This is a genomic window from Methylobacterium sp. TK31, assembly GCF_055361545.1.
Genome location: NZ_CM143964.1, coordinates 802,529 through 826,622, shown reverse-complemented (window position 1 = coordinate 826,622; position 24,094 = coordinate 802,529). Strand labels below are relative to the sequence as shown.

The 24,094-nt window shown below is 69.2% G+C and carries 24 protein-coding genes; 8 read left to right on the top strand and 16 right to left on the bottom strand.

Going from position 1 to position 24,094, the window contains the following annotated elements; genetic code table 11:
* Window positions 1-84: 84 nt before the first annotated feature.
* The gene (locus ACXJY8_RS03705) at window positions 85-507 is read left to right on the top strand and encodes a DUF779 domain-containing protein (RefSeq protein ID WP_463776140.1); all 423 of its coding nucleotides are present in this window, start codon (window positions 85-87) and stop codon (window positions 505-507) included.
* A 4-nt stretch (window positions 508-511) separates the two neighbouring features.
* Here ACXJY8_RS03705 and ACXJY8_RS03700 read toward each other — a convergent pair whose 3' ends face one another.
* The 6 genes from ACXJY8_RS03700 to ACXJY8_RS03675 all read right to left on the bottom strand — a co-directional run bounded on the left by ACXJY8_RS03700 (window position 512) and on the right by ACXJY8_RS03675 (window position 6,723).
* Window positions 512-1,036 carry a hypothetical protein gene (locus ACXJY8_RS03700; RefSeq protein ID WP_463776139.1) on the bottom strand — a complete coding sequence of 175 codons (525 nt, stop codon included), beginning with the start codon at window positions 1,034-1,036 and terminating at the stop codon, window positions 512-514.
* Window positions 1,037-1,073: 37 nt separating this feature from the next.
* The gene (locus tag ACXJY8_RS03695; protein WP_463776138.1) at window positions 1,074-2,267 is read right to left on the bottom strand and encodes a hypothetical protein; all 1,194 of its coding nucleotides are present in this window, start codon (window positions 2,265-2,267) and stop codon (window positions 1,074-1,076) included.
* Between the two features lie 460 nt (window positions 2,268-2,727).
* Complete coding sequence (locus ACXJY8_RS03690; RefSeq protein ID WP_463776137.1) at window positions 2,728-3,918, bottom strand: alpha-hydroxy acid oxidase; 1,191 nt, start codon at window positions 3,916-3,918, stop codon at window positions 2,728-2,730.
* 372 nt (window positions 3,919-4,290) lie between these two features.
* On the bottom strand, window positions 4,291-5,007 hold the full coding sequence (locus ACXJY8_RS03685) for an RlmE family RNA methyltransferase (RefSeq protein ID WP_463776136.1): 717 nt from the start codon (window positions 5,005-5,007) through the stop codon (window positions 4,291-4,293).
* Window positions 5,004-6,104: a Ppx/GppA phosphatase family protein gene (locus tag ACXJY8_RS03680; RefSeq protein WP_463776135.1), complete on the bottom strand. Its 1,101-nt coding sequence runs from the start codon at window positions 6,102-6,104 to the stop codon at window positions 5,004-5,006. The genes ACXJY8_RS03685 and ACXJY8_RS03680 overlap by 4 nt, the downstream gene beginning before the upstream one ends.
* A gap of 148 nt (window positions 6,105-6,252) precedes the next feature.
* Window positions 6,253-6,723 carry a response regulator gene (locus tag ACXJY8_RS03675; RefSeq protein ID WP_056189093.1) on the bottom strand — a complete coding sequence of 157 codons (471 nt, stop codon included), beginning with the start codon at window positions 6,721-6,723 and terminating at the stop codon, window positions 6,253-6,255.
* A gap of 379 nt (window positions 6,724-7,102) precedes the next feature.
* Here ACXJY8_RS03675 and ACXJY8_RS03670 point away from each other — a divergent pair, with 379 nt between their 5' ends.
* Window positions 7,103-7,861 carry a cold-shock protein gene (locus ACXJY8_RS03670; protein ID WP_056470410.1) on the top strand — a complete coding sequence of 253 codons (759 nt, stop codon included), beginning with the start codon at window positions 7,103-7,105 and terminating at the stop codon, window positions 7,859-7,861.
* 111 nt (window positions 7,862-7,972) lie between these two features.
* Window positions 7,973-8,275: a hypothetical protein gene (locus tag ACXJY8_RS03665; RefSeq protein WP_463776134.1), complete on the top strand. Its 303-nt coding sequence runs from the start codon at window positions 7,973-7,975 to the stop codon at window positions 8,273-8,275.
* 100 nt (window positions 8,276-8,375) lie between these two features.
* On the opposite strand, the gene rpsD is transcribed toward ACXJY8_RS03665, so the two are convergent.
* A complete protein-coding gene (rpsD, locus tag ACXJY8_RS03660) occupies window positions 8,376-8,993 on the bottom strand; it encodes a 30S ribosomal protein S4 (protein ID WP_055953400.1) in 618 nt (205 codons plus the stop codon).
* Between the two features lie 208 nt (window positions 8,994-9,201).
* Window positions 9,202-10,080, bottom strand: a complete 879-nt coding sequence (murI, locus tag ACXJY8_RS03655; RefSeq protein WP_463776133.1) for a glutamate racemase — start codon at window positions 10,078-10,080, stop codon at window positions 9,202-9,204.
* 212 nt (window positions 10,081-10,292) lie between these two features.
* Between murI and egtB the strand changes: the two genes are divergently transcribed.
* Together egtB and egtD are read left to right on the top strand one after the other, a co-directional pair.
* The gene (gene egtB / locus ACXJY8_RS03650) at window positions 10,293-11,564 is read left to right on the top strand and encodes an ergothioneine biosynthesis protein EgtB (protein ID WP_463776132.1); all 1,272 of its coding nucleotides are present in this window, start codon (window positions 10,293-10,295) and stop codon (window positions 11,562-11,564) included.
* A gap of 46 nt (window positions 11,565-11,610) precedes the next feature.
* Window positions 11,611-12,585, top strand: a complete 975-nt coding sequence (gene egtD / locus ACXJY8_RS03645; RefSeq protein ID WP_463776131.1) for an L-histidine N(alpha)-methyltransferase — start codon at window positions 11,611-11,613, stop codon at window positions 12,583-12,585.
* 4 nt (window positions 12,586-12,589) lie between these two features.
* Here the strand turns inward: egtD and ACXJY8_RS03640 are convergent, their stop codons facing one another.
* The 4 genes from ACXJY8_RS03640 to ACXJY8_RS03625 all read right to left on the bottom strand — a co-directional run bounded on the left by ACXJY8_RS03640 (window position 12,590) and on the right by ACXJY8_RS03625 (window position 16,811).
* Complete coding sequence (locus ACXJY8_RS03640; protein WP_463776130.1) at window positions 12,590-12,853, bottom strand: hypothetical protein; 264 nt, start codon at window positions 12,851-12,853, stop codon at window positions 12,590-12,592.
* Window positions 12,854-13,122: 269 nt separating this feature from the next.
* Window positions 13,123-15,597 carry an ATP-dependent Clp protease ATP-binding subunit ClpA gene (clpA, locus tag ACXJY8_RS03635; protein WP_463776129.1) on the bottom strand — a complete coding sequence of 825 codons (2,475 nt, stop codon included), beginning with the start codon at window positions 15,595-15,597 and terminating at the stop codon, window positions 13,123-13,125.
* A gap of 23 nt (window positions 15,598-15,620) precedes the next feature.
* On the bottom strand, window positions 15,621-16,049 hold the full coding sequence (gene clpS / locus ACXJY8_RS03630; RefSeq protein WP_463780344.1) for an ATP-dependent Clp protease adapter ClpS: 429 nt from the start codon (window positions 16,047-16,049) through the stop codon (window positions 15,621-15,623).
* 312 nt (window positions 16,050-16,361) lie between these two features.
* On the bottom strand, window positions 16,362-16,811 hold the full coding sequence (locus ACXJY8_RS03625) for a phasin family protein (RefSeq protein WP_463776128.1): 450 nt from the start codon (window positions 16,809-16,811) through the stop codon (window positions 16,362-16,364).
* Between the two features lie 300 nt (window positions 16,812-17,111).
* On the opposite strand from ACXJY8_RS03625, the gene ACXJY8_RS03620 reads away from it, so the two are divergent.
* On the top strand, window positions 17,112-18,614 hold the full coding sequence (locus tag ACXJY8_RS03620; protein ID WP_463776127.1) for an SPOR domain-containing protein: 1,503 nt from the start codon (window positions 17,112-17,114) through the stop codon (window positions 18,612-18,614).
* Between the two features lie 131 nt (window positions 18,615-18,745).
* Here the strand turns inward: ACXJY8_RS03620 and ACXJY8_RS03615 are convergent, their stop codons facing one another.
* From ACXJY8_RS03615 to ACXJY8_RS03605, 3 genes are all read right to left on the bottom strand, one after another.
* On the bottom strand, window positions 18,746-19,423 hold the full coding sequence (locus ACXJY8_RS03615; protein WP_463776126.1) for a J domain-containing protein: 678 nt from the start codon (window positions 19,421-19,423) through the stop codon (window positions 18,746-18,748).
* On the bottom strand, window positions 19,420-19,674 hold the full coding sequence (locus ACXJY8_RS03610) for a hypothetical protein (protein ID WP_463776125.1): 255 nt from the start codon (window positions 19,672-19,674) through the stop codon (window positions 19,420-19,422). Before ACXJY8_RS03610 ends, ACXJY8_RS03615 begins: the two co-directional genes overlap by 4 nt.
* A 65-nt stretch (window positions 19,675-19,739) precedes the next feature.
* Entirely contained in the window at window positions 19,740-20,897 is a 1,158-nt protein-coding gene (locus tag ACXJY8_RS03605) for a S1C family serine protease (protein ID WP_463776124.1), read from the bottom strand.
* Between the two features lie 438 nt (window positions 20,898-21,335).
* Here ACXJY8_RS03605 and ACXJY8_RS03600 point away from each other — a divergent pair, with 438 nt between their 5' ends.
* Window positions 21,336-21,551, top strand: a complete 216-nt coding sequence (locus ACXJY8_RS03600; protein WP_055953370.1) for a hypothetical protein — start codon at window positions 21,336-21,338, stop codon at window positions 21,549-21,551.
* Window positions 21,552-22,059: 508 nt separating this feature from the next.
* On the opposite strand, the gene galU is transcribed toward ACXJY8_RS03600, so the two are convergent.
* Window positions 22,060-22,926 (bottom strand): UTP--glucose-1-phosphate uridylyltransferase GalU, encoded by an 867-nt coding sequence (gene galU / locus ACXJY8_RS03595; RefSeq protein ID WP_447675494.1) that lies wholly within the window; start codon window positions 22,924-22,926, stop codon window positions 22,060-22,062.
* Window positions 22,927-23,094: 168 nt separating this feature from the next.
* Here galU and galE point away from each other — a divergent pair, with 168 nt between their 5' ends.
* The gene (gene galE / locus ACXJY8_RS03590) at window positions 23,095-24,084 is read left to right on the top strand and encodes a UDP-glucose 4-epimerase GalE (protein WP_463776123.1); all 990 of its coding nucleotides are present in this window, start codon (window positions 23,095-23,097) and stop codon (window positions 24,082-24,084) included.
* Window positions 24,085-24,094: the final 10 nt, after the last annotated feature.

The following is a 24,094-nucleotide window of genomic DNA, read 5'->3' as shown; positions in this document are numbered from 1 at the left end:
AGACTTGCCCCGGCCGGACAGCGGCCGGGGCTTTTTTGTTCGCCGCCCTATCTCTCCCGTATGACCCGCCCCGGAGACCGGCCCATGAGCGAGACCGCCCTCGACCCGACCACCGCCGACCAGGCCGGCGCCGACGGGACGCCCCTGCGCGTCACCGCGACCCCCGCCGCCATCGCGCTCATCGAGGAATTGCGGGCCGAGCACGGCCCCGTGATGTTCCACCAGTCGGGCGGCTGCTGCGACGGCTCGTCGCCGATGTGCTATCCCGTGGGCGACTTCCTCACCGGCGACAGCGACGTCCATCTCGGCACCGTGGCCGGGGCCGATTTCTGGATCAGTCGGCCGCAATTCCAGGTCTGGAAGCACACGCACCTCATCCTCGACGTGGTGCGCGGCCGCGGCGGCATGTTCTCCCTGGAGAACGGGCGCGACCAGCGCTTCCTGATCCGCTCCCGCGTCTTCACCGAGGCCGAGAACACGGCGCTGGAGGGCGCCTGCCGGATCTGAGGCCTCAGGTCCGCGGTTTCGGCGCCCCGCCGGCATTGCAGCGCTTCATCGCCGCGAAGGCGTCGGCGGCGCCGGTCAGGTCGAAGCCCGCTTTCCAGCCCTTGCCCTTGATCAGGATCTCCTCGGATTCCGCGGCCTTCTCGGCGAGGTTGGCCGGCAGGGTTCCGACGAGCTGGGTGCCGTTGCCGGTCCAGGTCGACTTGGCGCTCACGGTCTTGCCGCCGAGTTCGGTGGCGGCCACGATCTTCTCGTCCTTGTCGTGCCGCCACTTGCCGTAGGTCAGCACCACGACGAGCGCCTTGTTCTCCAGCGCGAAGGCGACGGCATTGTCGGCGTCGTCATCGTCCTCGTCGACATAGGCCCGCACGATCACGCAGGACGGACTGCCCGTGATGCCGGTGGCGCGCTCGACCTGCCAGCCGTTCAGGCTCTCGAACAGGGGACGTTCCTGGGCTGCCGCGGGCCCGGAGGAAACGAGACCGGCGAGGAGGCCGAACAGCCAGGACCGGGTCGGCGACGGGCGCTTCATGAGGGGGGCTCCGGTTGGGATGGGGGAGGATCGCGGCTCAGAGCTTGGCGCCGGGCACCGGCGGCTCCGCCGGCTCCGTCGGCTTGGCCGCCGACTTGGCGGCCTCGCGGGCATCCATGAAGGCGGCGAAGTCCTCGGGCGTCTGGGTCGAGAATGCCAGGATGGGCTGCGGGTCGTCCGACAGGTCGCGGAAGGCGGCGCAGAGTTCGCTGGCCGGCTTGGCGAAGGTCGGCTGCAGCTTGCCCTGGATCTCGCCCAGGACCGGCGCCATCTCGGGCGCCAGGGCAGCGAGCTTGGCATCGAAATCGGTCCGCTGCCGCGCCGTGGTGGGAATCTCGCAACTCGCGAGGAGCTTCTGGAAGATCAGGCCCATCCCATAGACCTTGATCCGGGTCTCCGGGGGCCGCGCGGCCGCCTTCTTCTCGCTCTGGCGTCGCTCCGTCTCGGCCGCGAAGGCCTCCGGGGACAGGACGAGGTACTGGCCGAGGGCTGCGCCGAAGCCCGCCGCATCGTCCGGCTTCGGGCAGAACGGCTCCTTCGGGTCGTTGAAGCGCTTGCCGAGTTCGATGTCGATCATTGCCTGGATCGGGCTCATCTCCGGGCGCATCGCCGCGAGCTTGGTGTCGAGGTCGGCCCGCTGCTTGCCCGTGCTCGCGACATCGCAATCCTTCAGCGCCTTCTGGAAGAAGAGCCCGCTCGCGTAGTTGGCGATTCGCCCCTCCGACGGGAGTTCCGCCGCGGCCTCCGCCGGACCTCCGTTGCAGCGCTTCAGGGCGTCGAAGGCTTGCGCGAAGGCCGGGATCTTGAAGTCGGCGTCGCCGTCCTTGAAGCGCAGCACGATGGCGTCGGCGCCGAGGAGGTGGGGCAGGAGCGTGTCCGGGAACTCGCCCGTCATCTGGGTCTCGTCCGCCTTCCACTTGGAGCGCGGGTCGATCACCTTCCCCCCGGCCAGGAGCACGACGGTCCGGTCGCCCTTGTCGTGCGACCAGCCCTGGTAGCCGAGGGAGAGGATGAGCAGGCCGGGAGAGGTGGCCACGACAACCGAGCTGGCATTCTCGTCGTCTGGATCCTGGTAGCCGCGCGCCATCAGGCACTTGGCCTTGTCGCCCTCTCCGCTGCGGCTGATCTCCCAGTCCTTCACCTTGGCGAAGGGAACGTCCTTGGCCGACGCGGCGGTCGCGCCGAACCCGATCCCGGCCGCGAGCAGGGACACCAGAAACCGGGAGAACATGGGCAGCTCCGCATCGCCTGCGCGTCCGGGGACGGGTGCCCGGTTCAGGTCGGTCGATGTAGAGTGCCGAGCGTGGAGAAAGTCTTGATCCGGCCGGATTCACCAATGTTCGCGTCGGTCAGAGCTAATGAATGTGTAATGCCGCGCAGGCCGGCGGCCGTCGAATCCCACCGTCGGTGCGGATCGATACTGATCCTGCGTTCGCCGGGGCGGCGATTGGCAAATCTTCGCGCCGGGGCGGATCGAGCAGGTTCGTCCGAAGCCGTTCGCGGTCGCGTTCCGGTCACGTCGAAGGCCTGTTCGCCCGCGCCCGAGGGCTGGCGGAACAGGGCCGCCCTAAGAGGACGGCGAGAAGTGGGGTTGCCGAGGTCACGCTTCTGTGCGGGCTCGTCGCTCCCCGGGCGGCCCGGGGGGCGACGTTCCGGTCACGGCGACGCGATCGGCCGCGCCGCCCGTTCGTTCAGGCGCGGCTGACGCTGGCCGCGGTGATCTCGGAGAGCTTCGTGGCGCCGACCTGCCGCATGATGGTCTCGAACTCGCGCTGCATGATCGCCAGTACCGCCGTGACGCCGGGCTCGCCGAAGGCGGCCAGGCCCCAGACGTAGGGGCGGCCGATGCAGACGGCGTCGGCGCCGAGGGCCAGGGCCTTGATGACGTCGGTGCCGCGGCGGATGCCGCCGTCGACGAGGACGGGCACCTTGCGGTTGACCGCCTTGACCACCTCCGGCAGCGCATCGATCGTCGCTTCGAGGCTCTCCTCGGCGCGGCCGCCATGGTTCGAGACGATCAGGGCGTCGACGCCGTAATCCAGGGCTTTCCTGGCATCCTCGTGGGTGACGATGCCCTTGAGGACGAGCTTGCCCTTCACGATGCCGCGCAGGCGCTTCACGTAGTCCCAGGTCATGCCGGTGCCGTAGAGGTTGGTGACCTTCGACACGTCGATGCCGTCGAACATCGGCTTGCGGCTGACCTCGTTCTTGAAGCCGGGGGTATGGCAATCCGAACAGTTGCGCGTGTCCAGCCGGCGCTCGCGGAACAGCGTCTCGGTGTTGCGGCCGCCCTGGCGGTCGACCGTGAGCACGATGGCGGGGGCGCCGGCCTTCTCGGCCCGCTTCACCAGGGCCTCGGTCACGGCCCAGTCGTCGGTGGGGTAGAGCATGTACCAGACCGGCGCGCCGCGCTCCTTGATCACGTCCTCGATCGCGGTGCTGCCCACGGTGGACAGGATCATCTGGTGACCCTTGACCTTGGCGCCGCGCGCCACGGCCGACTCGGCCTCGGGGTGGAAGGCGCCCTGGCTGCTCACCGGGGCCAGGACGATCGGGCTTGCCCAGGTCTCGCCGAAGATCGTCACCGTGGTGTCGATCTTGCGCACGTCGATCAGGCGGCGCGCCCGGATGCGAATCCTCTCGAAGCCCTCGCGGTTCGCCTTCAGGGTCTCGTCGCCGTCGACGCCGCTGGCGAGGTAGCCGTAATGGGCCGGAGGCAGGGCCTTCTTCGCGGCCGGCTCGAAATCGAAGACGTTGAGGGCCTGGCTCGGATCGTCGATGATCGCGCCGATATTGGCGGGTGACTGGCGCAGGACGTCGTAGCTCTGGGCCATGGCGGCCTCGCTGCCGAGGACCGAGAGGCCGGCCAGCGCGCTCATCATCGACGGCGCCGCCACGGGGCTGGCCGACAGGAACTCCAAGAACGCGCGGCGGTGAATCCGTTTTTCAGTCTCGGACCCGGACTGACGGGAAAAGGTCTTGGACATCAGGCAGGCTCACAGAACGATCTCGTGGAGATATTGTCCTGTACCAATGATATCGCGCTGCGCAAGTTTGAGGGTTGGGCCTATGTTTCCATATTCTCGTCCGACTTCGAGAGATATAATGCAAAAATCAGTATTCACAAAATATCGAGTGGCTTAGAGACTCCTCGAAAGAGGTCTTCAAAGAAAGAAACGCGCGGCCGTCCCCGTGCCGCATTGCGCCGAGCGCAACGCCACCACGCTTCGGCGACTCGGTCTTTGCGGCAGGCGTCAGGCGTCGCGCGGGTCGAGGGCGGCGCCGGCCGGACCACGATATCCGGAGGCGAGCACGTAGAGTTCGCTCGAATCGGCCCGGCTCGCGTTCGGCTTCACGTGCCGAACGCTGGCGAAGTCGCGCTTCAGGTCGGCGAGCAGCGTGCCTTCGGTGCCGCCCTGGAACACCTTGGCGAGGTAGGAGCCGCCCGGCGCCAGGATCTCGCGGGCGAACTCGGCCGCCGTCTCGGCCAGGCCGATGATGCGCAGGTGGTCGGTCTGCTTGTGGCCGGTGGTGTTCGCGGCCATGTCGGAGAGGACGAGGTCGGCCGGGCCCCCGAGCAGGTCCGTCAGCAGCTTCGGTGCCTCGGGGGCGAGGAAGTCCAGGGTGATGAAGTCGACGCCGACCATCGGCTCGATCTCGAGGAGATCGATGCCGACGATCTTGCCGCTGGCGCCGACGATCTTGGCCGCCACCTGGGACCAGCCGCCCGGGGCCGCGCCGAGATCGACGATGCGCTGGCCGGGCTTCAGCAGCTTGAAGCGCTCGTCGATCTCGATGAGCTTGAAGGCCGCGCGCGAGCGGTAGCCCTCCCGCTTAGCCCGGGCCACGTAGGGGTCGTTGAGCTGGCGCTCGAGCCAGCGCTTCTGCGAGGCGGTGCGGCCCCGCCCCGTCTTGACCCGCTGCTTGAGTTCGCCGCGCAGACCCGCGCCGGCACCACGCCTGTCACTCACCGGTAGCTCCCACGGCGCCAGACGCCGTCCTCGCGCATCATGTTCATCAAGAGGCCCTCGCGCAGGCCGCGATCGGCGATGCGCAGGCGATCGGAGGGAAACGCCCGCCGGATCGCCTCCAGGATGGCGCAGCCCGCCAGCACCAGGTCCGCGCGGTCGCGCCCGATGCAGGGATTGTCCGCGCGCTGTTCGAGCCGGGTGTCGAGGAGGTCGTCGATGGCCTCGCCGACATCGGCGTCGCTCATCCACAGGCCGTCGACCCGCCGGCGCTCGTAGCGGGCGAGGCGCAGGTGCATCGCCGCCAGCGTCGTCACCGTACCGGAGGTGCCGAGCAGGTGGAAGTGCCGGGCATTGGCCGCCGGCGCCGCCCGGATGGCGAAGCGCGCCAGGAGGTCGGCCACCTCCTCCACCATGCCCTCGAAGGTCAGGCGGGTGACGTTCGAGCCGCCATGGCGCTCGGCCAGGGTGACGACGCCGACGGGCAGGGAATCCCAGGCGCGGATGCGCAGGGTCGGGTCGGCGGAGGGGTTCGTGGCCGCCCCGTCGAGCCAGGCGATCTCGGTGGAGCCGCCGCCGATGTCGAAGATCACCACCGATTCGGAATAGGGGTCGGCCAGGGCGGCGCAGCCCGTCACCGCAAGGTAGGCCTCGGTCTGCCGGTCGACGATCTCGAGGTCGAGGCCGACCTCGTTGCGCACGCGCTCGACGAACTCGGCTCCGTTCACCGCGAGGCGGCAGGCCTCGGTGGCGATGATCTTGGCGCGCACGACGCCGCGGGCCTGCATCTTGGCCTTGCAGACCCGCAGGGCCTCGAGGGTGCGCTCGATGGCGGCCTCGCTCAGGCGGTCGGAGCTGCCGAGGCCCTCGCCGAGGCGGACGATGCGCGAGAAGGCGTCGATGACCCGGAAGCCGTGGCTGGCCGGCTCGGCCACGAGGAGGCGGCAATTGTTGGTGCCGAGGTCGAGGGCGGCATAGGCGCTGCGACGGTTCGCGCGTCCCGGGGTGCCCGAGCCATCGGCGTGCGCGTCCGGTGCCGATGACGGCGTCTTCCCGCCGCTCGGGCGGGCCGGCATGGTCGCGGCGCTCTCTTCCCTCATCGGCCGAGCCGGAATCCCCGATCGTGGTCCCAGGCGGAGAGCCGGACCAACACGTCTTCGCGACGCTACAGGTCTCCCCGGCAAACTGCAAAGCCTCGATCGCCGGGGCGCATGGATCGGGGATGATTTCGGCGACTCGAACGGAGCGTCAGCCGAGCTTGCCCGCGGCGGCCATGCGCGGCACCGGTCGGAGCAGGCTCTTCACCTGGGAGAACGGACGCGGCCGGTTGATCACCTCGTCGAGGCGCGACCACAGGGTCTTGGGCGAGAACGGCTTGGCGATGATCTCGTTGACGCCGAGCGAGATCGCCCGGTCGACCACGTTCCGCCGCGGCTGCGCCAGCATCAGGATGATCGGCACGGTGGGCGACGGCGAGGTGGTCGGCGTCCGGGCGAGCCGGATGAACTCCTCGCCGGAGAGGATGGCGAGATCCCAGTCGATGATCGTCAGGTCGGGCTTGCTCTCGGCCAGGACACCGAGGGCCTCCGCTCCGTCCGGCGCCTCGAGGACCCGCTTGATCCCGACGCGCATCAGCATGTCGCGCACGATGCGGCGGATATACAGGCTCTCGTCGACCACGAGTGCGGAGAGGTCCGGAAAACTCGGCGTGGCGATCATCGGTGCGGCGTCGGACCCGGTGGTTCGGGGCGGACCTGCCCCGTGCCCACCCTAGCGGCGGAGACTTTGCGCTTCGCTAAGATCGGCCGGGAAATTGATTCGATCGGGCCGCCCGGGAATTGCCCAAGGCGCGGGCACCGCGGCCGGCACGGGCACGGGTGCGTTAAAAAGCTACGCATTTTGCCGCAGGAAAGTTACGGAACCCTCGCCAACCAGGACAGATGCATCTTGCGATCAAGGCGTCTTTCAGTCAGGACTAAGGCGTTATTCTTGGTCACCGCTGCTGGGAGTAATGATAGTGCGGAGCGTGGGCTGTCTGGGATGGCGCGCACGCGGTTATCGAAACTGATGGTCGGCGGACGGTTTTTGCGAGCTTTCTATGGGACGTGGTCGTGATTTTCGGGGGCCGCAGAAGCGCGGCTTCGATGAGGGTGGAGCCGAGCCGCGTTGGCCGGATCAGGCTCCTCCGAGCGGCGGTGGCTACGGTGGTGGTTTCGGCGGTGGCGGCGGTTTCGACCGTGGTCCGTCGCGCGCCGCCGCGGCACCCTCTGGACCGGAGCGCGATGCGACGGTCAAGTGGTTCAACAAGGAGAAAGGCTTCGGTTTCGTCGAGCTGGCTGACGGCTCGGGCGATGCCTTCCTCCACATCCGCGCCGTCGAAGCCGCTGGCCATGCCGACCTCCTCCCCGGCACGCGCCTGACGGTTCACACCGCCCAGGGCCAGAAGGGTCCGCAGGTGACCGACGTCACCAGCGTCGACACCTCCACGGCCGAGGCTGCTCCCATGCGCGACGCGCGTCCGCCCCGCAGCGGCGGATTCGGTGGCGGCGACCGCTTCGGCGGTGGCGGCGGCTATGGCGGCGGTGGTGGTGGCTACGGCGACCGCGGTGGCGATCGTGGCGGCGGCCGCTTCGCCAGCGGTCCGTCCACCGAGATGACCGGCACCGTGAAGTGGTACGACCCGGCCAAGGGCTTCGGCTTCGTCTCCGTCAACGACGGCGGCAAGGACGTGTTCGTGCACCGCTCCGCCCTCTCTCGCGCCGGCCTCGACTCCCTGGCCGAAGGCCAGCAGGTCGTCCTCGGCGTCGTCGAGGGCCAGAAGGGCCGCGAGGCCCAGAGCATCAACGTCGACGATTGATCGTCCCGGGCTGGCCGCGTTGCGGCCACCTTTCACGGCATGACTGAAGCGGCGGCCCCCATCCGGGCCGCCGTTTCGCGTTTCACCCCATGACATCGCCATGACCTCGCCATGACATCGCCTTCGGAGACCGGGATGCGGACCGCCCTCCTCGCACTGATCGGCCTCGCCGGCCTGGCGGCCAACGCCCCGGCCTCGGCGGAGGACTTCACGGGCTTCTATGCCGGTGTGAATGCGGGCTACGGCTTCGAGACCGGCGGGCGCGACCGGCCCGGGTTCGTAGCGCCGGGTGCGCCGGGCGACGGTCCCGCGACGGCGGCGGAGGCCGGGCTCCCGCCGAGCGCTCGCGACGCGTCCCGCGCCCTGCAGTCGCGCAACCGCGCGTCCCCGGGCGGCGGCGCCCTCCCCCGCTGAGGGACCGGCCGGCGGGGTCTCGGCGGAGGCTCGACCACAACGGGAAAGGGCCACCCTCGCGGGCGGCCCTTTCGTATCGTCGGCGATGATCCGGGGGGGATCAGCGCGAATAGAACTCGATCACGAGGTTCGGTTCCATCTGGACCGGGTAGGGAACCTCGCCGAGATTCGGCACGCGGGTGACGCGGGCCGTCATCTTGGAGTGATCCACCTCGATGTAGTCGGGCACGTCGCGCTCGGCGAGCTGCGCGGCCACGACGACGATCTCGAGCTGCTTCGAGGAATCCTTGACCTCGATCAGGTCGCCCGGCTTCACGAGGTAGCTGGCGATGTTCACGCGCTGGCCGTTGACCTTGACGTGGCCGTGGTTGACGAACTGACGGGCCGCGAACGGGGTTGGCACGAACTTCGCGCGGTACACGACGGCGTCGAGGCGGCGCTCGAGCAGGCCGATCAGGTTCTCACCGGAATCGCCGCGCAGGCGGATCGCCTCGGCGTAGTAACGGCGGAACTGCTTCTCGGTGATGTTGGCGTAGTAGCCCTTGAGCTTCTGCTTGGCGCGCAGCTGCGTGCCGAAGTCGGACATCTTGCCCTTGCGGCGCTGGCCATGCTGGCCGGGGCCGTACTCGCGGCGATTGACGGGGCTCTTCGGGCGGCCCCAGATGTTCTGGCCCATGCGGCGATCGAGCTTGTGCTTCGCCTGGATGCGTTTTGACATCGCGGTTCCTCTCGCAATGGAGATCTATCGAGGAACGCGCCCTCCTCTTTCCGCCGGGCCCGGGAGCCTGAAGCGGAACGACAGGACGGACATTGCCGCCCACGGGTGCGCTTGAAAATGCAGCGGGGCCCCTCGTCGGAGCCCCGTTACCGGCGCCTCGTTAGAGCACGCGACCGCCGTCGTCAATGCCGAGCCGGCTGCCGATCGCCTATTGCAGGCCGAGGGGCATGGCCTCGACGGCGACGCGGCCGATGCCGCGGTCCTCCAGGGAGCGGCGCAGCGGCGACGTCAGGCCGGCGCCGCTCGTGAAGGCGCCGAGCACCGGTGCGTCGTCCCGGCCCGGGGCGCGGGGGCTCGGCCCGATCAGCTGGGTCACCCGCCGGGCGATGGCGGGCGCGGGGTCGATCCAGGTCACGGGCCAGGGCGCGAGAGCCTGGAACCGGGCGAGCAGGAGCGGATAGTGGGTGCAGGCGAGGCAGACCACGTCGGTGCGCCGGCCATCCTCCAGGGTCACGAAGCAGGGTGCGATCTCGCGGGCCAGGGCCTCGTCGTCGACGGGCAGGCCGGCCAGTTCGGCTTCGGCGAAGCCGGCGAGGTTCGGGGCGCCCACCAGGGTTACGGCGCACGCCCCCGCATAGGTCTCGATGAGTTCGTGGGTGTAGGCGCGGGCCACGGTGCCGGGGGTCGCGAGCAGGCTGACCACCCGGGAGCGCGTCGCCTCCGCCGCCGGCTTGATCGGCGGCACCACGCCGACGAAGGGCGTCGCGAAGCGCTGGCGCAGGGCGGGCAGGACCAAGGTCGAGGCGGTGTTGCAGGCCACCACGACGAGATCCGGGGCGTGGAGGTCGATCAGGCGCTCCATCACGCCGAGCACCCGCTCGATCAGCACCGGCTCGGACAGGCGCCCGTACGGAAAGGCGGCATCGTCGGCGGCGTAGACATAGGCGGCATCCGGCCGGGCGCGCCGAACCTGTTCGAGCACGCTCAGGCCCCCCAGCCCGGAATCGAACACCAGGATGGTGGGCGCCGGCGCCACGTTCCGCGCCACCGCCGCCGTGGTCGCTCCTGCCATGAGATCGATCCGCATCCGAGCCCGGCCCGACTGTCCCGCGTCAACGGGTCAATGTCGGCCCCGGAGGGTTAAGGGGTGGTCACCGTGGCGGCAAAAAGGCGATCGACCCGGTGGCCGAGCGTGGCCGCGACGAAGGACCCCGCTGCGCTTCCGTTGCCGAATGCGCGCGCGGCCATATCTCCCCTCTCACGTTCGACTTTGAACATCCAAGTCTGGGAGTGGTCGCCATGGCAGCGACGGCAGCGTTTCGCGAGACCCCTGGGGCCGAGCCCGGTCGATCCGCCTTCCCGCCCCCGCCCCTCTCGGCCGCCCCGGTGGATCGCGCGGCCTGGATCGCAGCCTTCCACCATGTCCGCGACGAGACCGAGCGCCGCGCCGCGCCGCTCTCCCCGGAGGACCAGCAGGTCCAGTCGATGGCCGATGCCAGCCCGACCAAGTGGCACCGCGCGCACACGACGTGGTTCTTCGAGCAGTTCCTGCTGCGCGAGCACCTGCCGGGCTACGCCATCTACGACGAGCGGCTGCACTACCTGTTCAACTCGTACTACGTCGCCGCCGGCCCGCGTCAGCCGCGGATCATGCGCGGCCTGATCACCCGCCCGACGGCGGACGAGGTCGCCGCCTACCGCGCGCATGTGGACCGCGCCGTCGCCGCGCTGCTCGGCCAAGCCTCGGCGAGCGCCCTGGAGGCGGTGCTCCCGGTCCTCGAGATCGGGCTCTACCACGAGCAGCAGCACCAGGAACTGCTGGTGACCGACATCCTGCACGCCTTCGCGCAGAACCCGCTCGGACCAGCCTACGACGCGGCCTGGCGCTTTCCCGAGGCCCAGGGCCTGCCGGGCAAGGCGGAGCTGCGCCGGGGCATCGAGCCGATCGGCCATGCCGGCGAGGGCTTCTCCTTCGACAACGAGTCGCCGCGCCACGATGCGCTGATCCAGGGCGGCACCATCGACCGGGCCCTGGTCACCAACGCGCAATGGCTGGCATTCATGGCCGATGGCGGTTACGCGCGCCCCGAACTCTGGCTCTCGGATGGCTGGATCGCCGCCCAGGCCGAGGGCTGGGAGGCGCCGGGCTACTGGCGGGAGGCCGAGGGCGGCTGGGGCAGCATGACCCTCGCGGGCATCCGCCCGGTCGATCCCGCCCTGCCCGTCACCCATATCAGCTACTACGAGGCCGATGCCTATGCGCGCTGGGCCGGGCGCGACCTGCCCACCGAGTTCGAGTGGGAGGTGGCGGCCCGCGCCGACCTCCTCGGCGACGCCTTCGGGCTGGTCTGGCAATGGACCCGCAGCGCCTACACCGCCTACCCGGGCTACCGCCCGGTGGACGGGGCGCTCGGCGAGTACAACGGCAAGTTCATGTCAAACCAGTTCGTCCTGCGCGGCTCCTCGGTGGCGACGCCGCAGGGCCACGCGCGGGTCGGCTACCGCAACTTCTTCTATCCCCATCAGCGCTGGCAGTTCACGGGCCTGCGCCTGTCGGACGCCCGGGCCTGAATCCCCGACCCCGTTCCCTGAATCGTCGCGTACCCGGAGACGTCCCTTGACCATCAATCCCGTCTTCACGGACGCGACCCCGATCGCCGCCATCGACGCCGAGCGCCAGTTCCTGGACGACGTGCTGACCGGCCTCTCGGCGCCGCAGAAGTTCCTCTCGGCAAAGTACTTCTACGACGCGGCGGGCTCGGACCTGTTCGAGGCGATCACGCGGCAGCCGGAATACTACCCGACCCGCACGGAGCTCGGCATCCTCGATGCGCAGGGGGCCTCCATCGCCGCCGCCCTGCCGGCGCGGGCCAACCTGGTCGAGCTCGGCAGCGGGTCGACCGTCAAGGTCCGGCGCCTGATGGCGCACCGGCCGGATCTCGCCGCCTACGTGCCCGTAGACGTCTCGGAGAGTTTCCTCCTGAGCGAGGCCGAAGCCCTCGCCCGCGATTTCCCGAACCTGACGATCGCCCCCGTGGCGGCCGATTTCACCCGCGCCTTCACCCTGCCCGCCGGCCTCTCCGAGGGACCGGTGGCCGGGTTCTTCCCCGGCTCGACCATCGGCAATTTCGAGCCGCCGCAGGCGACCCGGCTCCTCGCCCATTTCGGGCGGGTGCTCGGCGCCGGCGCGACCCTGATCATCGGCGTCGACCTGGTGAAGGAGAAGGCGGTGCTCGATGCCGCCTATGACGATGCGGCCGGCGTGACGGCGGCCTTCAACCGCAACCTGCTCGTGCGGATGCGCCGGGAGCTCGGCGCCGAGGTCGATCTCGACGCCTTCGCCCACCGGGCCTTCTTCAATCCCGAGCCGTCCCGCATCGAGATGCATCTCGTCAGCCTGAAGGCGCAGACGATCCGCATCGCCGACCGGGCGATCGCCTTCGCGGAGGGCGAGACCATCCACACCGAGAACAGCTACAAGTACACGGTCGAGCGCTTCCGCGCCCTGGCGGGCGAGGCCGGCTGGCGGGCCGAGGCGGTCTGGACCGACCCGGACCGGCTGTTCTCGATCCACGCCCTGCGGCAGGGCTGAGGGATCAGCTCTTCTTCTCCATCATCGCCTTGACCTGCATCAGCTGGTCCCAGAGCTGGCCCGGCGAGGTCCCGAGGAAGTCGAGCGCGGCGGTGACGCCCCAGTAGATCCCGATGACGATCAGCGGGACGAGGATCCAGCCCAGGATCTCCTCGCCCCGCCGGCGGCGTCTGCGCCGCAGGCGGCGCTGCTCGCGGGCCGTGAGCTTCGGGGCCGGGGGCTGCCTGGTCGCGATGGGCGTGAGGGGGCCCTCGTGCAAGTCGTTCATCGGGGACGCCCTCCTCAACCGATCTCAGCGATGGGGAGGCGTATCCGGCCAGTCTCTCGCAGTGCCCGCTCTCCGTTCCCGCGCTTGCTAACCATCCGGCGACCCCGTGTCGACCGCCGGACGCGGTTTTCCGCCACCCGCGGGACCTGAAAAACCGGCCCCTCCCATGCGGGAGGGGCCGGTTCGACTTGGTTGGTTCGACTTGGTTTGTTCGACCGAGCTGGTCCGACCCGGGCCGATCGTCGTGACCGGTCCCGGGCCGTCCCTCCTCAGGCCTTGACCAGCGGCACCTTCGGAACGGTGCGGACGCCGCCGGAGCCGCCGCTCGGGCCGCCCTTGTCGTCGCGCTTGTCGTTCGTCTTGCGGGCGGAGGCCTTGGCCTTCGTGCGCTTGTGCTTCTTGGCCGCGTTGGCGACGTCCTTCTCGGGCTTGGGCGTGACCGGACCGGCGGGGAACTCGAAGCCGAGCGCGTCCTTCTCCGCGCCCTCGCCCTTGCGCAGGACGACCCGCACCGCGCCGCCGTCCTTCAGCCGCCCGAACAGGACCTCGTCGGCCAGCGGCGTCTTGATGGTCGACTGGATCAGGCGGGCCATCGGCCGGGCGCCCATCGCGTCATCGTAGCCGTTCTCGGTCAGCCACTCGCGCGCCTCGTCCGAGAGCTCGATGGTGACGTTGCGGTCGGCGAGCTGCGCCTCGAGCTGGAGGACGAACTTGTCGACCACCTTCGCCACCACGTCCTTCGGCAGGTGGCCAAACGAGATGATCGCGTCGAGCCGGTTGCGGAATTCCGGCGCGAACAGCTTGTTGATCGCCTCGACGTCGTCACCCGTGCGCTTGGCCTGGGTGAAGCCGTAGGCCGAGCGCGCGAGGTCGGAGGCGCCCGCATTCGTGGTCATGATGATGATCACGTTGCGGAAATCGACCTGCTTGCCGTTGTGGTCCGTCAGCTTGCCGTGATCCATGACCTGCAACAGGATGTTGAACAGGTCCGGATGCGCCTTCTCGATCTCGTCGAGGAGCAGCACGCAGTGCGGGTGCTGGTCGATGCCGTCCGTCAGCAGGCCGCCCTGGTCGAACCCGACATAGCCGGGGGGCGCGCCGATGAGCCGGCTGACCGTGTGCCGCTCCATGTACTCCGACATGTCGAAGCGCAGCATCTCGACGCCGAGGGAGGCGGCGAGCTGCTTGGCGGCCTCGGTCTTGCCGACGCCGGTCGGGCCCGCGAACAGGTACGAGCCGATCGGCTTGTCCGGATCGCGCAGGCCGGCGCGGGCCAGCTTGATCGCCGAGGTCAGGGCGTCGATGGCGTTCGGCTGACCGTAGACGACCCGCTTGAGGTTCTCGGTGAGGTTCTTGAGAACCACCGCATCGTCCTTCGAGACGGTCTTCGGCGGGATGCGCGCCATGGTGGCGATGGTCGCCTCGATCTCCTTGACGCCGATGGTGCGCTTGCGGCGCGCCTCCGGCACCAGCATCTGCGAGGCGCCGGTCTCGTCGATGACGTCGATCGCCTTGTCCGGCAGCTTCCGGTCGTTGATGTAGCGCGCCGACAGCTCGACCGCGGCCTTCACGGCCTCGGTGGTGTACTTGAGCTTGTGGAACTCCTCGAAATACGGCTTCAGGCCCTTCACGATCTCGATCGCGTCGGGGATCGACGGCTCGTTGACGTCGATCTTCTGAAAGCGGCGCACCAGGGCGCGGTCCTTCTCGAAGTACTGGCGGTACTCCTTGTAGGTGGTCGAGCCGATGCAGCGCAGCGAGCCGTTGGCCAGCGCGGGCTTGAGAAGGTTCGAGGCGTCCATCGCCCCGCCGGAGGTGGCGCCGGCGCCGATCACCGTGTGGATCTCGTCGATGAAGAGCACCGCGTTCGGATGCGCCTCGATCTCCTTCATGACCTGCTTCAGGCGCTCCTCGAAGTCGCCGCGATAGCGGGTGCCCGCCAAAAGGGTGCCCATGTCGAGGGAGAACACCGTGGCCTCGATGAGGACCTCGGGCACCTCCTTGTTGATGATCTTGCGGGCGAGGCCCTCGGCGATGGCGGTCTTGCCGACGCCGGGCTCGCCCACGAGGAGCGGGTTGTTCTTCTGGCGGCGGCAGAGGATCTGGATCGTGCGCTGCACCTCGGCCTCGCGGCCGATGAGCGGGTCGATCCGGCCGTCGCGGGCCTTCTTGTTGAGGTTGACGCAGTAGGCCTCGAGGGCGTCGCCCTTCTTCTTTGTGCGACCCTCGCCCTCGTCGCCGCTCGGACGCTCGGAGGCGGATTCGTCGTCGGCCCCGCGCACGGGCTTGGCCTCGGAGGCGCCGGGCCGCTTGGCGATGCCGTGGCTGATGTAGTTGACCGCGTCGTAGCGCGTCATGTCCTGCTCCTGCAGGAAGTACGCGGCGTGGCTCTCGCGCTCGGCGAAGATCGCCACCAGCACGTTCGCGCCGGTGACTTCCTCCCGCCCGGAGGACTGCACGTGGATCACCGCGCGCTGGATCACCCGCTGGAAGCCGGCCGTCGGCTTGGCATCCTGGCGGCCGTCCCCAATCAGGTTCGACAACTCGGTGTCGACGTATTCCACGAGGCTGCGCTTGAGCGTGTCGACCTCGACGTTGCAGGCCCGCATAACGGCCGCCGCGTCCTGATCGTCCACGAGGGCGAGCAGGAGATGCTCCAGCGTCGCATATTCGTGCCGGCGCTCGCCGGCGAGCGCCAGGGCGCGGTGGAGAGCTTGTTCTAGGCTGCGAGAGAAGCTGGGCAAAGCGTGGCCTCTGTGTGGGGTGCCTATTTCTTTTCCATAACGCACTGGAGAGGATGTTGGTGTTTGCGGGCGAAGTCCATGACCTGCGTCACCTTGGTCTCCGCAACTTCGTACGTGAAGATCCCGCACTCGCCGACACCGTTTTGGTGCACGTGCATCATGATCTGAAACGCGACTTCCTGCGACTTGTTGAAGAATTTCTCGACGACGTGGACGACGAACTCCTGGGGCGTGTAGTCGTCGTTCAGCAAGAGAACCCGGTAGAGGCTCGGTCGCTTGGTCTTCGGCTTGGTGCGGGTGATGATGGCGGTCCCGGACCGTCCGTCATCCGTACCGCCGGGCTCGCGTGGCTCGTCCGCCGCCCGCACATCCGCGAAACGCCGGTGAAGGGTGTGGTTCTCGGGGCCGTCCGCGCGTGAGGATTCGCTGCCCCGTATCAGGACGTCGGTCATCTGAATCGCATCGACCCCTTGGTGCGGCATGCTGCTCGTTGGCTGCTCATCCGCGGGTCGCGCCGGCGAGGCGCGCTCGCATCGTCGGTAATCTATAGGGCGTTCGGTCGCTTCGCCAGTCGGCTGCGCGCACTTGTCCGAGACCGCCACGGTCCGGCCGCGCGAGGGGCCTTTCGGGGCACCGGCGCTCGTCGCCATGTCCCGAACATGTCCCGAACGCGGAAGGCCCCGCGCGATCGCTCGCACGGGGCCGGATGGGAGAACCGGGACAGCCTCCCCGGCGCGGCTCGACCGCGCCCCGGAGGCAGGACGTCAGGCGGCCTTCTGGTCGACCGCCGGGAAGCCGGGGAGCTTCGGGAAGGAGTTCAGGTCGAACGCCTTCGGGTTGAAGAACGTCTTGGGATCGAAGAAAGCCTTCGGATCGAACAGGGTCTTCATGTCGAACGGCGCCTGGGCCTGCAGCGGGGCGCCGACCTCCTGGGCGAGGCCCTGGTAGAGCTCGGTCATCACCTTGGCCTGGCTCTGGAGGCGCTCGAAGGAGGCCTTGAGGTACTCGGCCTGGATCTCGAGGGCGGCCTGCAGCGTCCGGGCCCCGGCCAGCTTCTTCATGGTCTCGGCACCGGCGCTGTAGGATTCCTTGGCGAAGTCGGCGATCTCGATGCCGGCCGTCTGGTTGGTCTTGGCGAGCGACGAGACGCCCTTCATCATGGTGGCGAGGCCGGTCTTGTTCAGCTCGGCGGCCTTCTCGTACATTGGGGTCATCTGGTGATCCTTCCGCCCCGCGGGGCTTACCCTGATGTGCCGGGCAGATGCCCGCGAGGCCGAACGCGGCCCGTGCCGTTTATGTGTGCGACGCACCATGAAACGTCAAGCGATATATTGCAGTGCACCATGGGTCGCGATCCGGCGAATTGGTCCCGCAGCATTAACCGGGCCGTAACTGCGTCCACCTAGCCTGATTGACAGATGTTGCGGGGTAACGGCGGCACGGTCGCCCTCCCCGCCGAGATGTTGCGGTGCAAGCCGGCCCGCGGGTCGTGCATGTCGAGGCAGTGAGTCGTGATGCGTAGCCATACTCCCCGCGACGGCCGGGCACCCGCCAGGGTTCCCGCTCTCACGGCCGCAATCGCGGCGGCGGCCGTCCTGGCCGCCCTCGCCTCCCCGGCCGAGGCGCGCCGCGGCCATCACCACCGCGGCGGCGGCGGTGGCGGCTACAACCCGCCCTACGCCGCCATGGTGGTGGACGTGAAGACGGGCAAGACGCTGCACGCGATCAACGAGGATTCGCTGCGCCACCCGGCCTCGATCACCAAGGTGATGACCCTCTACATGCTGTTCGAGCAACTGGAGCGCGGGCGCTACACCCTCGAATCGCCGCTCACGATCTCGTCCTTCGCCGCCTCCCAGGCGCCTTCGAAGCTCGGCCTGCGTCCGGGCTCGACCATCGAGGTCGAGGACGCCATCAAGGCGATCGTCACCAAGTCGGCCAACGACGTGGCCTGCGCCATCGGCGAGAACATCGCCGGCTCGGAATCCCGCTTCGCCGAGATGATGACGCAGAAAGCCAAGGCGCTCGGAATGAGCCGCACCCACTACGCCAATGCCTCCGGCCTGCCGGATGCGGACCAGATCACCACGGCGCGCGACCTGACGATCCTCGCCCGGGCGATCCAGGACCGCTTCCCGCGCTACTACCGCTATTTCCAGACCCGGTCCTTCGCCTTCCGCGGCCGGGTCATCGGCAACCACAACCGTCTCCTCGGCAACGTCCAGGGCGTGGACGGAATCAAGACCGGCTACACCCGCGATTCCGGCTTCAACCTGATGACGGCGGCCAGGCTCGACGACCGCCAGATCGTGGCGATCGTGCTGGGCGGCAAGTCCGGCGCCAGCCGCGACCGCATCATGGCGGACCTCGTGCGCCAATCCCTGCCCCGCGCCTATGCCGGCGCCCGCCAGACCCCCGCAACCACCGAGGTCGCCGAGCGCGCCCGCCCGGCGGTGGTCGCCGACGGCGCGTCGCGCACCCGCACCCAGGTCGCCTCCGCGGACGACGAGGAGGACGTGGAGACCACGGCCTCCACCCTGCGCGCCGGCCAGCCCCTCGACATCTCCCCGAACCGCGGCGCCACGACGACCCCCGGCAGCGCCGGCATGAAGTGGCGCTCCGGTGCGCTCCCGGCCTCGGCCCAGGCCTATGCGCCCGCGAACGGGCAGGCCGCCTTCCCGGCCGGCGGCAAGACCGACGCCCGCCTCGCTTCCGTCGACGGCCCGCGCACCGAGGGCCCGAAGCCGGTGGCCGGCGCGCGCGTCACCCCCACGGCCTGGGTGATCCAGCTCGGCGCCATGGACGACGAGGATAAGGCGAAGTCCATGCTCTCCGAGGCCCGCAGCCGCGTCGGCAGCACGCTGGCCAAGGCCTCGCCCTACACCGTGAAGGTCGAGCACGGCGGCGCCACGCTGTTCAGGGCCCGCTTCTCGGGCTTCGCCGAGCAGGACACCGCGCAGGACGCCTGCAACGCCCTGAAGCGCAACGGCTTCAACTGCTTCGCCACCCGCAGCTGAGTTCACGCTGACGGGTTCGCAAGGGTCCGGGATCGCCGTCGCGCGACCCGGAACAGCACACGGCCGCCCGGGCTCCTGTCGCCGGACGGCCGCACCTTCGACATTCCCTGTCTGGCAACGCGCGTGGAGTATCAGCGATGTCGGTTGTTAAGCCTGTCACGGGCCGCGTTGACGCGGGCCGCCTGCTCGGCCGTGCCTCCCTGGTCGGGGTGCAGCCGCTTCATCAACGTCCGGTGAGCCGCGCGGACCTGCTCCAGGGTCGCCCCGCGCTCAAGCCCCAGGATCTCATAGGCCTCCTGCTCCGTCATCGCCCCTGGATACGCCGCGCGGCGCGGCCCCGGGTCGGGATCGCCCTGAGCGTGTACACGCCATCCGGGATGCCGGCGGTCGAGATACGCCTCTAGGCGCCGCGCCGTCGCGGCGTCGCGTCCGAACAGGGCGAGGAGGGCGGGCAGCGGAATCACCGAGAGCGGTTGGCCGGCATAGGGCCCGGCCAGGGCGACCCCCTCCCCCGCCGCATCGAAGCGGATGGTCGCGCCCGTGAGCCGCCGCGGATCGTAGCGGGCGGCGAAGCCCCGCACCCGCTTGTCCAGGCCGCTCACGCCTTCGTGGAGCCAGACGGCACCGGCGCCGAAGAGGATCGCGAGCTCGATGCGGCCCCGCACCAGGAACAGCCCCGCCGCCGCCAGGGCGACGTAGCCGCCGACCCGGCGCAGGACGCGGCTCGTCAGGGCGGGGTGCCGGAGGCGCAGGTTCCGCCCGAACCACCAGACCAGCAGAAGGGCGACCGCTCCGGCGAGAAAGGTCACCGGCCGATGCCGTACTCGGCGCCGACCCGGCCGCCGACGCGCAACTTCACCCCGCCGAGGTCGCGAAAGCCCTGCGCGTCCGGTGCCGCCGGCGTCGGACGGGCGCTTCCGCATCCCGGCTGCGGCGGCAGGCGCACCCCTTCAGGCGCGTTCTCCGGGCAGAGATGCGCCGGCGTGCGCTCGGCCGCGCCGGCACTGAGGACGCCGGCGAGCCAGAGCAGGACGACGAGGGGAGAACGGGGCCGGATCATGGATCGCCTTCGCTGATCGATCCGCCGCTTTAGCGAGTGCCGCGCGCCGTGACGAGGGGGCGGCCTCAGAGCCGGCTCTCCGCCACGTCGGTGGTGGTCACGCGGACACGGCGCGTTCGCCCGTCACGCTCCACGGTCAGGTCGATCGCGTTGCCGAGGCCGGCGGCCTCCATGGCGGCGGTGAGGTCCGCGAGGCGGTGGACCGGCCTGTCGCCGGCCCCGACGATGATGTCGCCGATCTCGCCCGTCTGCGCATCGACCCCCCGCAGGCCGGCGGCGGCGGCGGGCGAGCCGCGCAGCACGCGCAGCACCACGACGCCGTCGATGCCGAGCCGGGCGGCGGTGGCCTCCTGCCCGGCGATGATGCCGATGCCGGGATTGCGGGTCCGGCCGTTGCGGATCAGTTCGGGCACGACCCGGTTCACCACGTCGACGGGGATCGCGAAGCCGATGCCGGCGCTGGCGCCGGAGGGGGAGAAGATCGCGGTGTTGACGCCGATGAGGCGGCCGGCGGAATCGAGGAGCGGCCCGCCGGAATTGCCCGGGTTGATCGCCGCGTCGGTCTGGATCACGCCCGAGAGCTCGCGGCCCGCGCTGGTGGGCAGGCGCCGCTGCAGCGCGCTGATCACGCCGGTGGTGAGGGTGTGGTCGAGGCCGAACGGGTTGCCGATGGCGAAGACCGACTGCCCGACCTTCAGGTCGGACGAGGTGCCGACCGCCAGGGGCTGCAGCGGGGCGGTGGTCCGCCCGAGGCGGAGAACCGCGAGGTCGTAGCTCGGCGCGGCGCCGACGAGGGTCGCCGAAACCACCTCGCCCGAGGACAGGCGCACGGCGACGGAACTGCCCCCTTGCGCGGCGGCCGCGACCACGTGGTTGTTGGTGACGATGTGCCCGGCTGCGTCCCAGATGAAGCCCGTTCCCGTCTGCGAGCCGCCGCCCTGCTCGCCGGTCTCGTCGTCCACCCCCATCAGGGCCCGTCCCCGGGCCGCGGCCTGGACGAAGACGTGGACCACCGACGGGCTGGCCCGGGCGAAGAGGTCCACGGTCGCGGTCTCGGCCGGCGCCAGGTCGCCCCGGGCGGTGATCGCCCGCGGGGCATCGGCCGAGAACAGGAATCCGGTCAGGTAGGGCTGCGCCACGAAGAGCGCGAGCAGGACGAGGGCCGCCCCGGCGGCCCAGCGCAGGAACCGATCCGCCGGCCGCGGCGGGTAGGAATCGGGCATGTGTCATCCTCTTCACCATGCGGCGAAATCCGCAGCGCAACGGCGCCCCATTAACTGGGCGGTGACGCAATGCCCTTCAACTGGAGAGGTCCCGTCATGGATCAGGGTGCGACAGCACACCGAAGGCCGTGACGGCCAAAGATAAACATCGGCTCGACAGTGTCAGCCGAATCGACAAACAGAACGAGAGGGCGTCCAAAAGCAGCCATATTCTGCGCGCTGATCAACAACGGTGTGCTTTGTATGAGGGAGGGAGCGTTCAGGCCCGGATGATGATTTCATCCTTGTCCGAAATGACCTCAAAGCTGCCTCAGAGATGCTTCCATTCACCCGGATAGACGTCCCGCAGCGAATGTTCAGGTTCGAGGTCGTACAGACCTCTCGCCGGACATCCGGCATCGCGGGGAACGACCCTCACGATTGAAGGAATTGAGACCCATGGAAACCCAAGCCCTGGAACGCCCCGCCGATCTGACGATCTGGCGTACCGCTCCGGTCCCGGCGCCCCTCGCCCAGCCCGCCCGCTACCGCACCCTGCGCGAAGCCATCGAGGCCGCGGCCGGCGCCCTGTCCGATCCGGCCAAGCAGCCCTGGATCATCACCGAGGATGGCGAGGTCCTCTCGCCGAACTGGATCCGCACCTACCTGAACTGAGAGACTTCCCTGAACTGAGAGACTTGGCCGGCGCGTTCCGCGCCCGTCGCCCCGCGAGCCGACCGCTGCCCCGTGCGCGGCCGGCCCGCGTGCCTCCGCGAGAGACCGCCATCGATCCCCTGCGGCGCCCCAAGCCGAGCTTTGCTCCGCGACCCCGCCTCGTCGGTCGCGTGTAGGTCCATCGACCCGCCGATATCACCAACCCCGAATCGAAGCGCCGGCCGCGACGCGACCGCCCCCGCAGCGGCCGTGCTCCTCGGCCTGTGCCGGCTCGTCCGGACAGCGGACGAAAAAAAGGCCGCTCCGAAGAGCGGCCCGAAGTCTAGGGAGGAAACGCCCAATAAGGGCTGCTGAACCGCGACGCCATCGCGGTCCCGCAATGCACAATCTAAAGTGCGTCGCACAAAATGCAAGGGCTTTGCACGTCGTTCAAGGCAGATTCTTCGTCCGCTGCGTCCGGCCTCCGCGAGCCGGCTCGGCCCCCGCGGCGTCGCCCTCCCCGCGGCGGCTAGTGCTCGCTCAGAAGCTGCGCGATCTCCGCCTTGAGCGCGTCGGAGAGGTCCTTGCGCTCCAGCGCGTAGGCGATGTTGGCGGTGAGGAAGCCGAGCTTGGAGCCGGTATCGTAGGTCCGGCCCTGGTAGTGCATGCCGAAAAAGGCCTGGTCCTTGGCGAGCTTGATCATGGCGTCGGTGAGCTGGATCTCGCCGCCGGCACCGGTCTCGCCGTGGGACAGGATGTCGAAGATCTCGGGCTGGAGGATGTAGCGGCCGGAGATGATGAAGTTGGACGGCGCCGTGCCGGCCTTCGGCTTCTCCACCATGCCGTTGATCTCGAAGGTCTGGCCGAAGGTCTGGCCGACGCCGACGATGCCGTACTGGTGCGTCTCCTCGGGCTTCACCTCCTCGACCGCGATAACGTTGCCGCCGTGGCGCTCGTAGGCGGAGAGCATCTGCTGCATGCAGCCGCGGCTCAGCATGTCGGGCAGCAGCACGGCGAAGGGCTCGTCGCCGACGATCTCCCGGGCACACCAGACCGCGTGGCCGAGGCCGAGGGGCGCCTGCTGGCGGGTGAAGCTGGTCTGGCCGGCGGCCGGCAGGTCGCGCTTGAGAGCCTCGTAGGCCTCGGTCTTGCCGCGCTCCTGCAGCATCCGGTCGAGCTCGAACGCGACGTCGAAATGGTCCTCGATGACCGCCTTGCCGCGTCCCGTCACGAAGATGAAGTGCTCGATTCCCGCCTCGCGGGCCTCGTCGACGACGTGCTGCACCACGGGCCGGTCAACGACGGTGAGCATCTCCTTCGGAACCGCCTTGGTGGCCGGGAGGAAACGGGTGCCCAAGCCGGCGACGGGCAGGACGGCTTTGCGAATCGGTTTCATCAAGCGGGACCCGGTAGCGAGGAAGGGTTGAGGAGAACCTCGAATGGATTGACGTTGCCTCGATACAACCGTCACTGCCGGGGACGATAGAGGCATCGACGCAACGGGCATAACCGACAAGCTCGGTTTCCGATATATCGTCGGTGAGATGGTTGGGGAGAAGGTGTCATGGCGGTTCTTGTCACGGGTGGGGCGGGCTATATCGGCAGCCACATGGTTCTGGCTCTGCTCGACGCCGGGCACGAAGAGGTTGTAGTCCTCGATGACCTTTCAACCGGGTTCGACTGGGCACTCCCGCCCGAGGTGAAACTCGTGATCGGCGATGTCGCCGATCAGTCCTTGGTCACGGAAGTCATCCTCCAGCACCGCATCGATGCGATCGCACACTTCGCCGCGCGCATCGTCGTACCGGATTCCGTGGCGGATCCGCTGCATTATTACTTAGCCAATACGGTCAAGACACGGGCTCTCATCGAAACAGCGGTTCGCTGCGGCGTCAAGCACGTGATCTTTTCCTCGACGGCGGCGGTCTACGGCGAGCCCGAGGTGGTGCCGGTGCCGGAAAACCTGCTGCCCGCGCCGATCAATCCTTATGGGCGCTCCAAGCTGATGAGCGAATGGATGATCGCCGACGCGGCCAAGGCCCACGGCTTCTCCTACGTCGTCCTGCGCTACTTCAACGTGGCGGGTGCGGACCCGCGCGGACGGACGGGACAGTCGACTCCGAACGCCACCCACCTGATCAAGGTCGCGACGCAGGCCGCCCTCGGCCAGCGCACGCATCTCGAGGTCTACGGCACCGACTACCCGACCCGCGACGGCTCGTGCCTGCGCGACTACATCCAGGTCTCCGACCTCGCCGAGGCCCACCGGGTGGCTCTGAACCACCTCCGGTCCGGCGGCGAGAGCCTGACGCTGAATTGCGGCTACGGCCGCGGCTACTCGGTCCTCGAGGTGATCGACGTGGTCAAGCGGGTCTCGGGACGCGACTTCGAGGTCCGTCTCTCGCCGCGCCGGCCCGGCGACCCGGCCCAGATCGTCGCCGAGGCCCAGCGCATCCGCGATCTCGGCTGGACGCCGCAGAACGAGGACCTGGACCGGATCGTCGCCCAGGCCTTCGCCTGGGAAGAGGCCCTGACCCGGCGCAACCGCACGTGAGGGGCTGGGT

Bases quoted from the DNA above. Each gene is read 5' to 3' on its own strand.
- ACXJY8_RS03705 (WP_463776140.1), top strand. From the start codon at position 85: ATGAGCGAGACCGCCCTCGACCCGACCACCGCCGACCAGGCCGGCGCC.
- ACXJY8_RS03700 (WP_463776139.1), bottom strand. From the start codon at position 1,036: ATGAAGCGCCCGTCGCCGACCCGGTCCTGGCTGTTCGGCCTCCTCGCC.
- ACXJY8_RS03695 (WP_463776138.1), bottom strand. From the start codon at position 2,267: ATGTTCTCCCGGTTTCTGGTGTCCCTGCTCGCGGCCGGGATCGGGTTC.
- ACXJY8_RS03690 (WP_463776137.1), bottom strand. From the start codon at position 3,918: ATGATGAGCGCGCTGGCCGGCCTCTCGGTCCTCGGCAGCGAGGCCGCC.
- ACXJY8_RS03680 (WP_463776135.1), bottom strand. From the start codon at position 6,104: ATGAGGGAAGAGAGCGCCGCGACCATGCCGGCCCGCCCGAGCGGCGGG.
- ACXJY8_RS03675 (WP_056189093.1), bottom strand. From the start codon at position 6,723: ATGATCGCCACGCCGAGTTTTCCGGACCTCTCCGCACTCGTGGTCGAC.
- ACXJY8_RS03670 (WP_056470410.1), top strand. From the start codon at position 7,103: ATGGGACGTGGTCGTGATTTTCGGGGGCCGCAGAAGCGCGGCTTCGAT.
- ACXJY8_RS03665 (WP_463776134.1), top strand. From the start codon at position 7,973: ATGACATCGCCTTCGGAGACCGGGATGCGGACCGCCCTCCTCGCACTG.
- rpsD (WP_055953400.1), bottom strand. From the start codon at position 8,993: ATGTCAAAACGCATCCAGGCGAAGCACAAGCTCGATCGCCGCATGGGC.
- murI (WP_463776133.1), bottom strand. From the start codon at position 10,080: ATGCGGATCGATCTCATGGCAGGAGCGACCACGGCGGCGGTGGCGCGG.
- egtB (WP_463776132.1), top strand. From the start codon at position 10,293: ATGGCAGCGACGGCAGCGTTTCGCGAGACCCCTGGGGCCGAGCCCGGT.
- ACXJY8_RS03640 (WP_463776130.1), bottom strand. From the start codon at position 12,853: ATGAACGACTTGCACGAGGGCCCCCTCACGCCCATCGCGACCAGGCAG.
- clpS (WP_463780344.1), bottom strand. From the start codon at position 16,049: ATGACCGACGTCCTGATACGGGGCAGCGAATCCTCACGCGCGGACGGC.
- ACXJY8_RS03625 (WP_463776128.1), bottom strand. From the start codon at position 16,811: ATGACCCCAATGTACGAGAAGGCCGCCGAGCTGAACAAGACCGGCCTC.
- ACXJY8_RS03620 (WP_463776127.1), top strand. From the start codon at position 17,112: ATGCGTAGCCATACTCCCCGCGACGGCCGGGCACCCGCCAGGGTTCCC.
- ACXJY8_RS03610 (WP_463776125.1), bottom strand. From the start codon at position 19,674: ATGATCCGGCCCCGTTCTCCCCTCGTCGTCCTGCTCTGGCTCGCCGGC.
- ACXJY8_RS03605 (WP_463776124.1), bottom strand. From the start codon at position 20,897: ATGCCCGATTCCTACCCGCCGCGGCCGGCGGATCGGTTCCTGCGCTGG.
- ACXJY8_RS03600 (WP_055953370.1), top strand. From the start codon at position 21,336: ATGGAAACCCAAGCCCTGGAACGCCCCGCCGATCTGACGATCTGGCGT.
- galU (WP_447675494.1), bottom strand. From the start codon at position 22,926: ATGAAACCGATTCGCAAAGCCGTCCTGCCCGTCGCCGGCTTGGGCACC.
- galE (WP_463776123.1), top strand. From the start codon at position 23,095: ATGGCGGTTCTTGTCACGGGTGGGGCGGGCTATATCGGCAGCCACATG.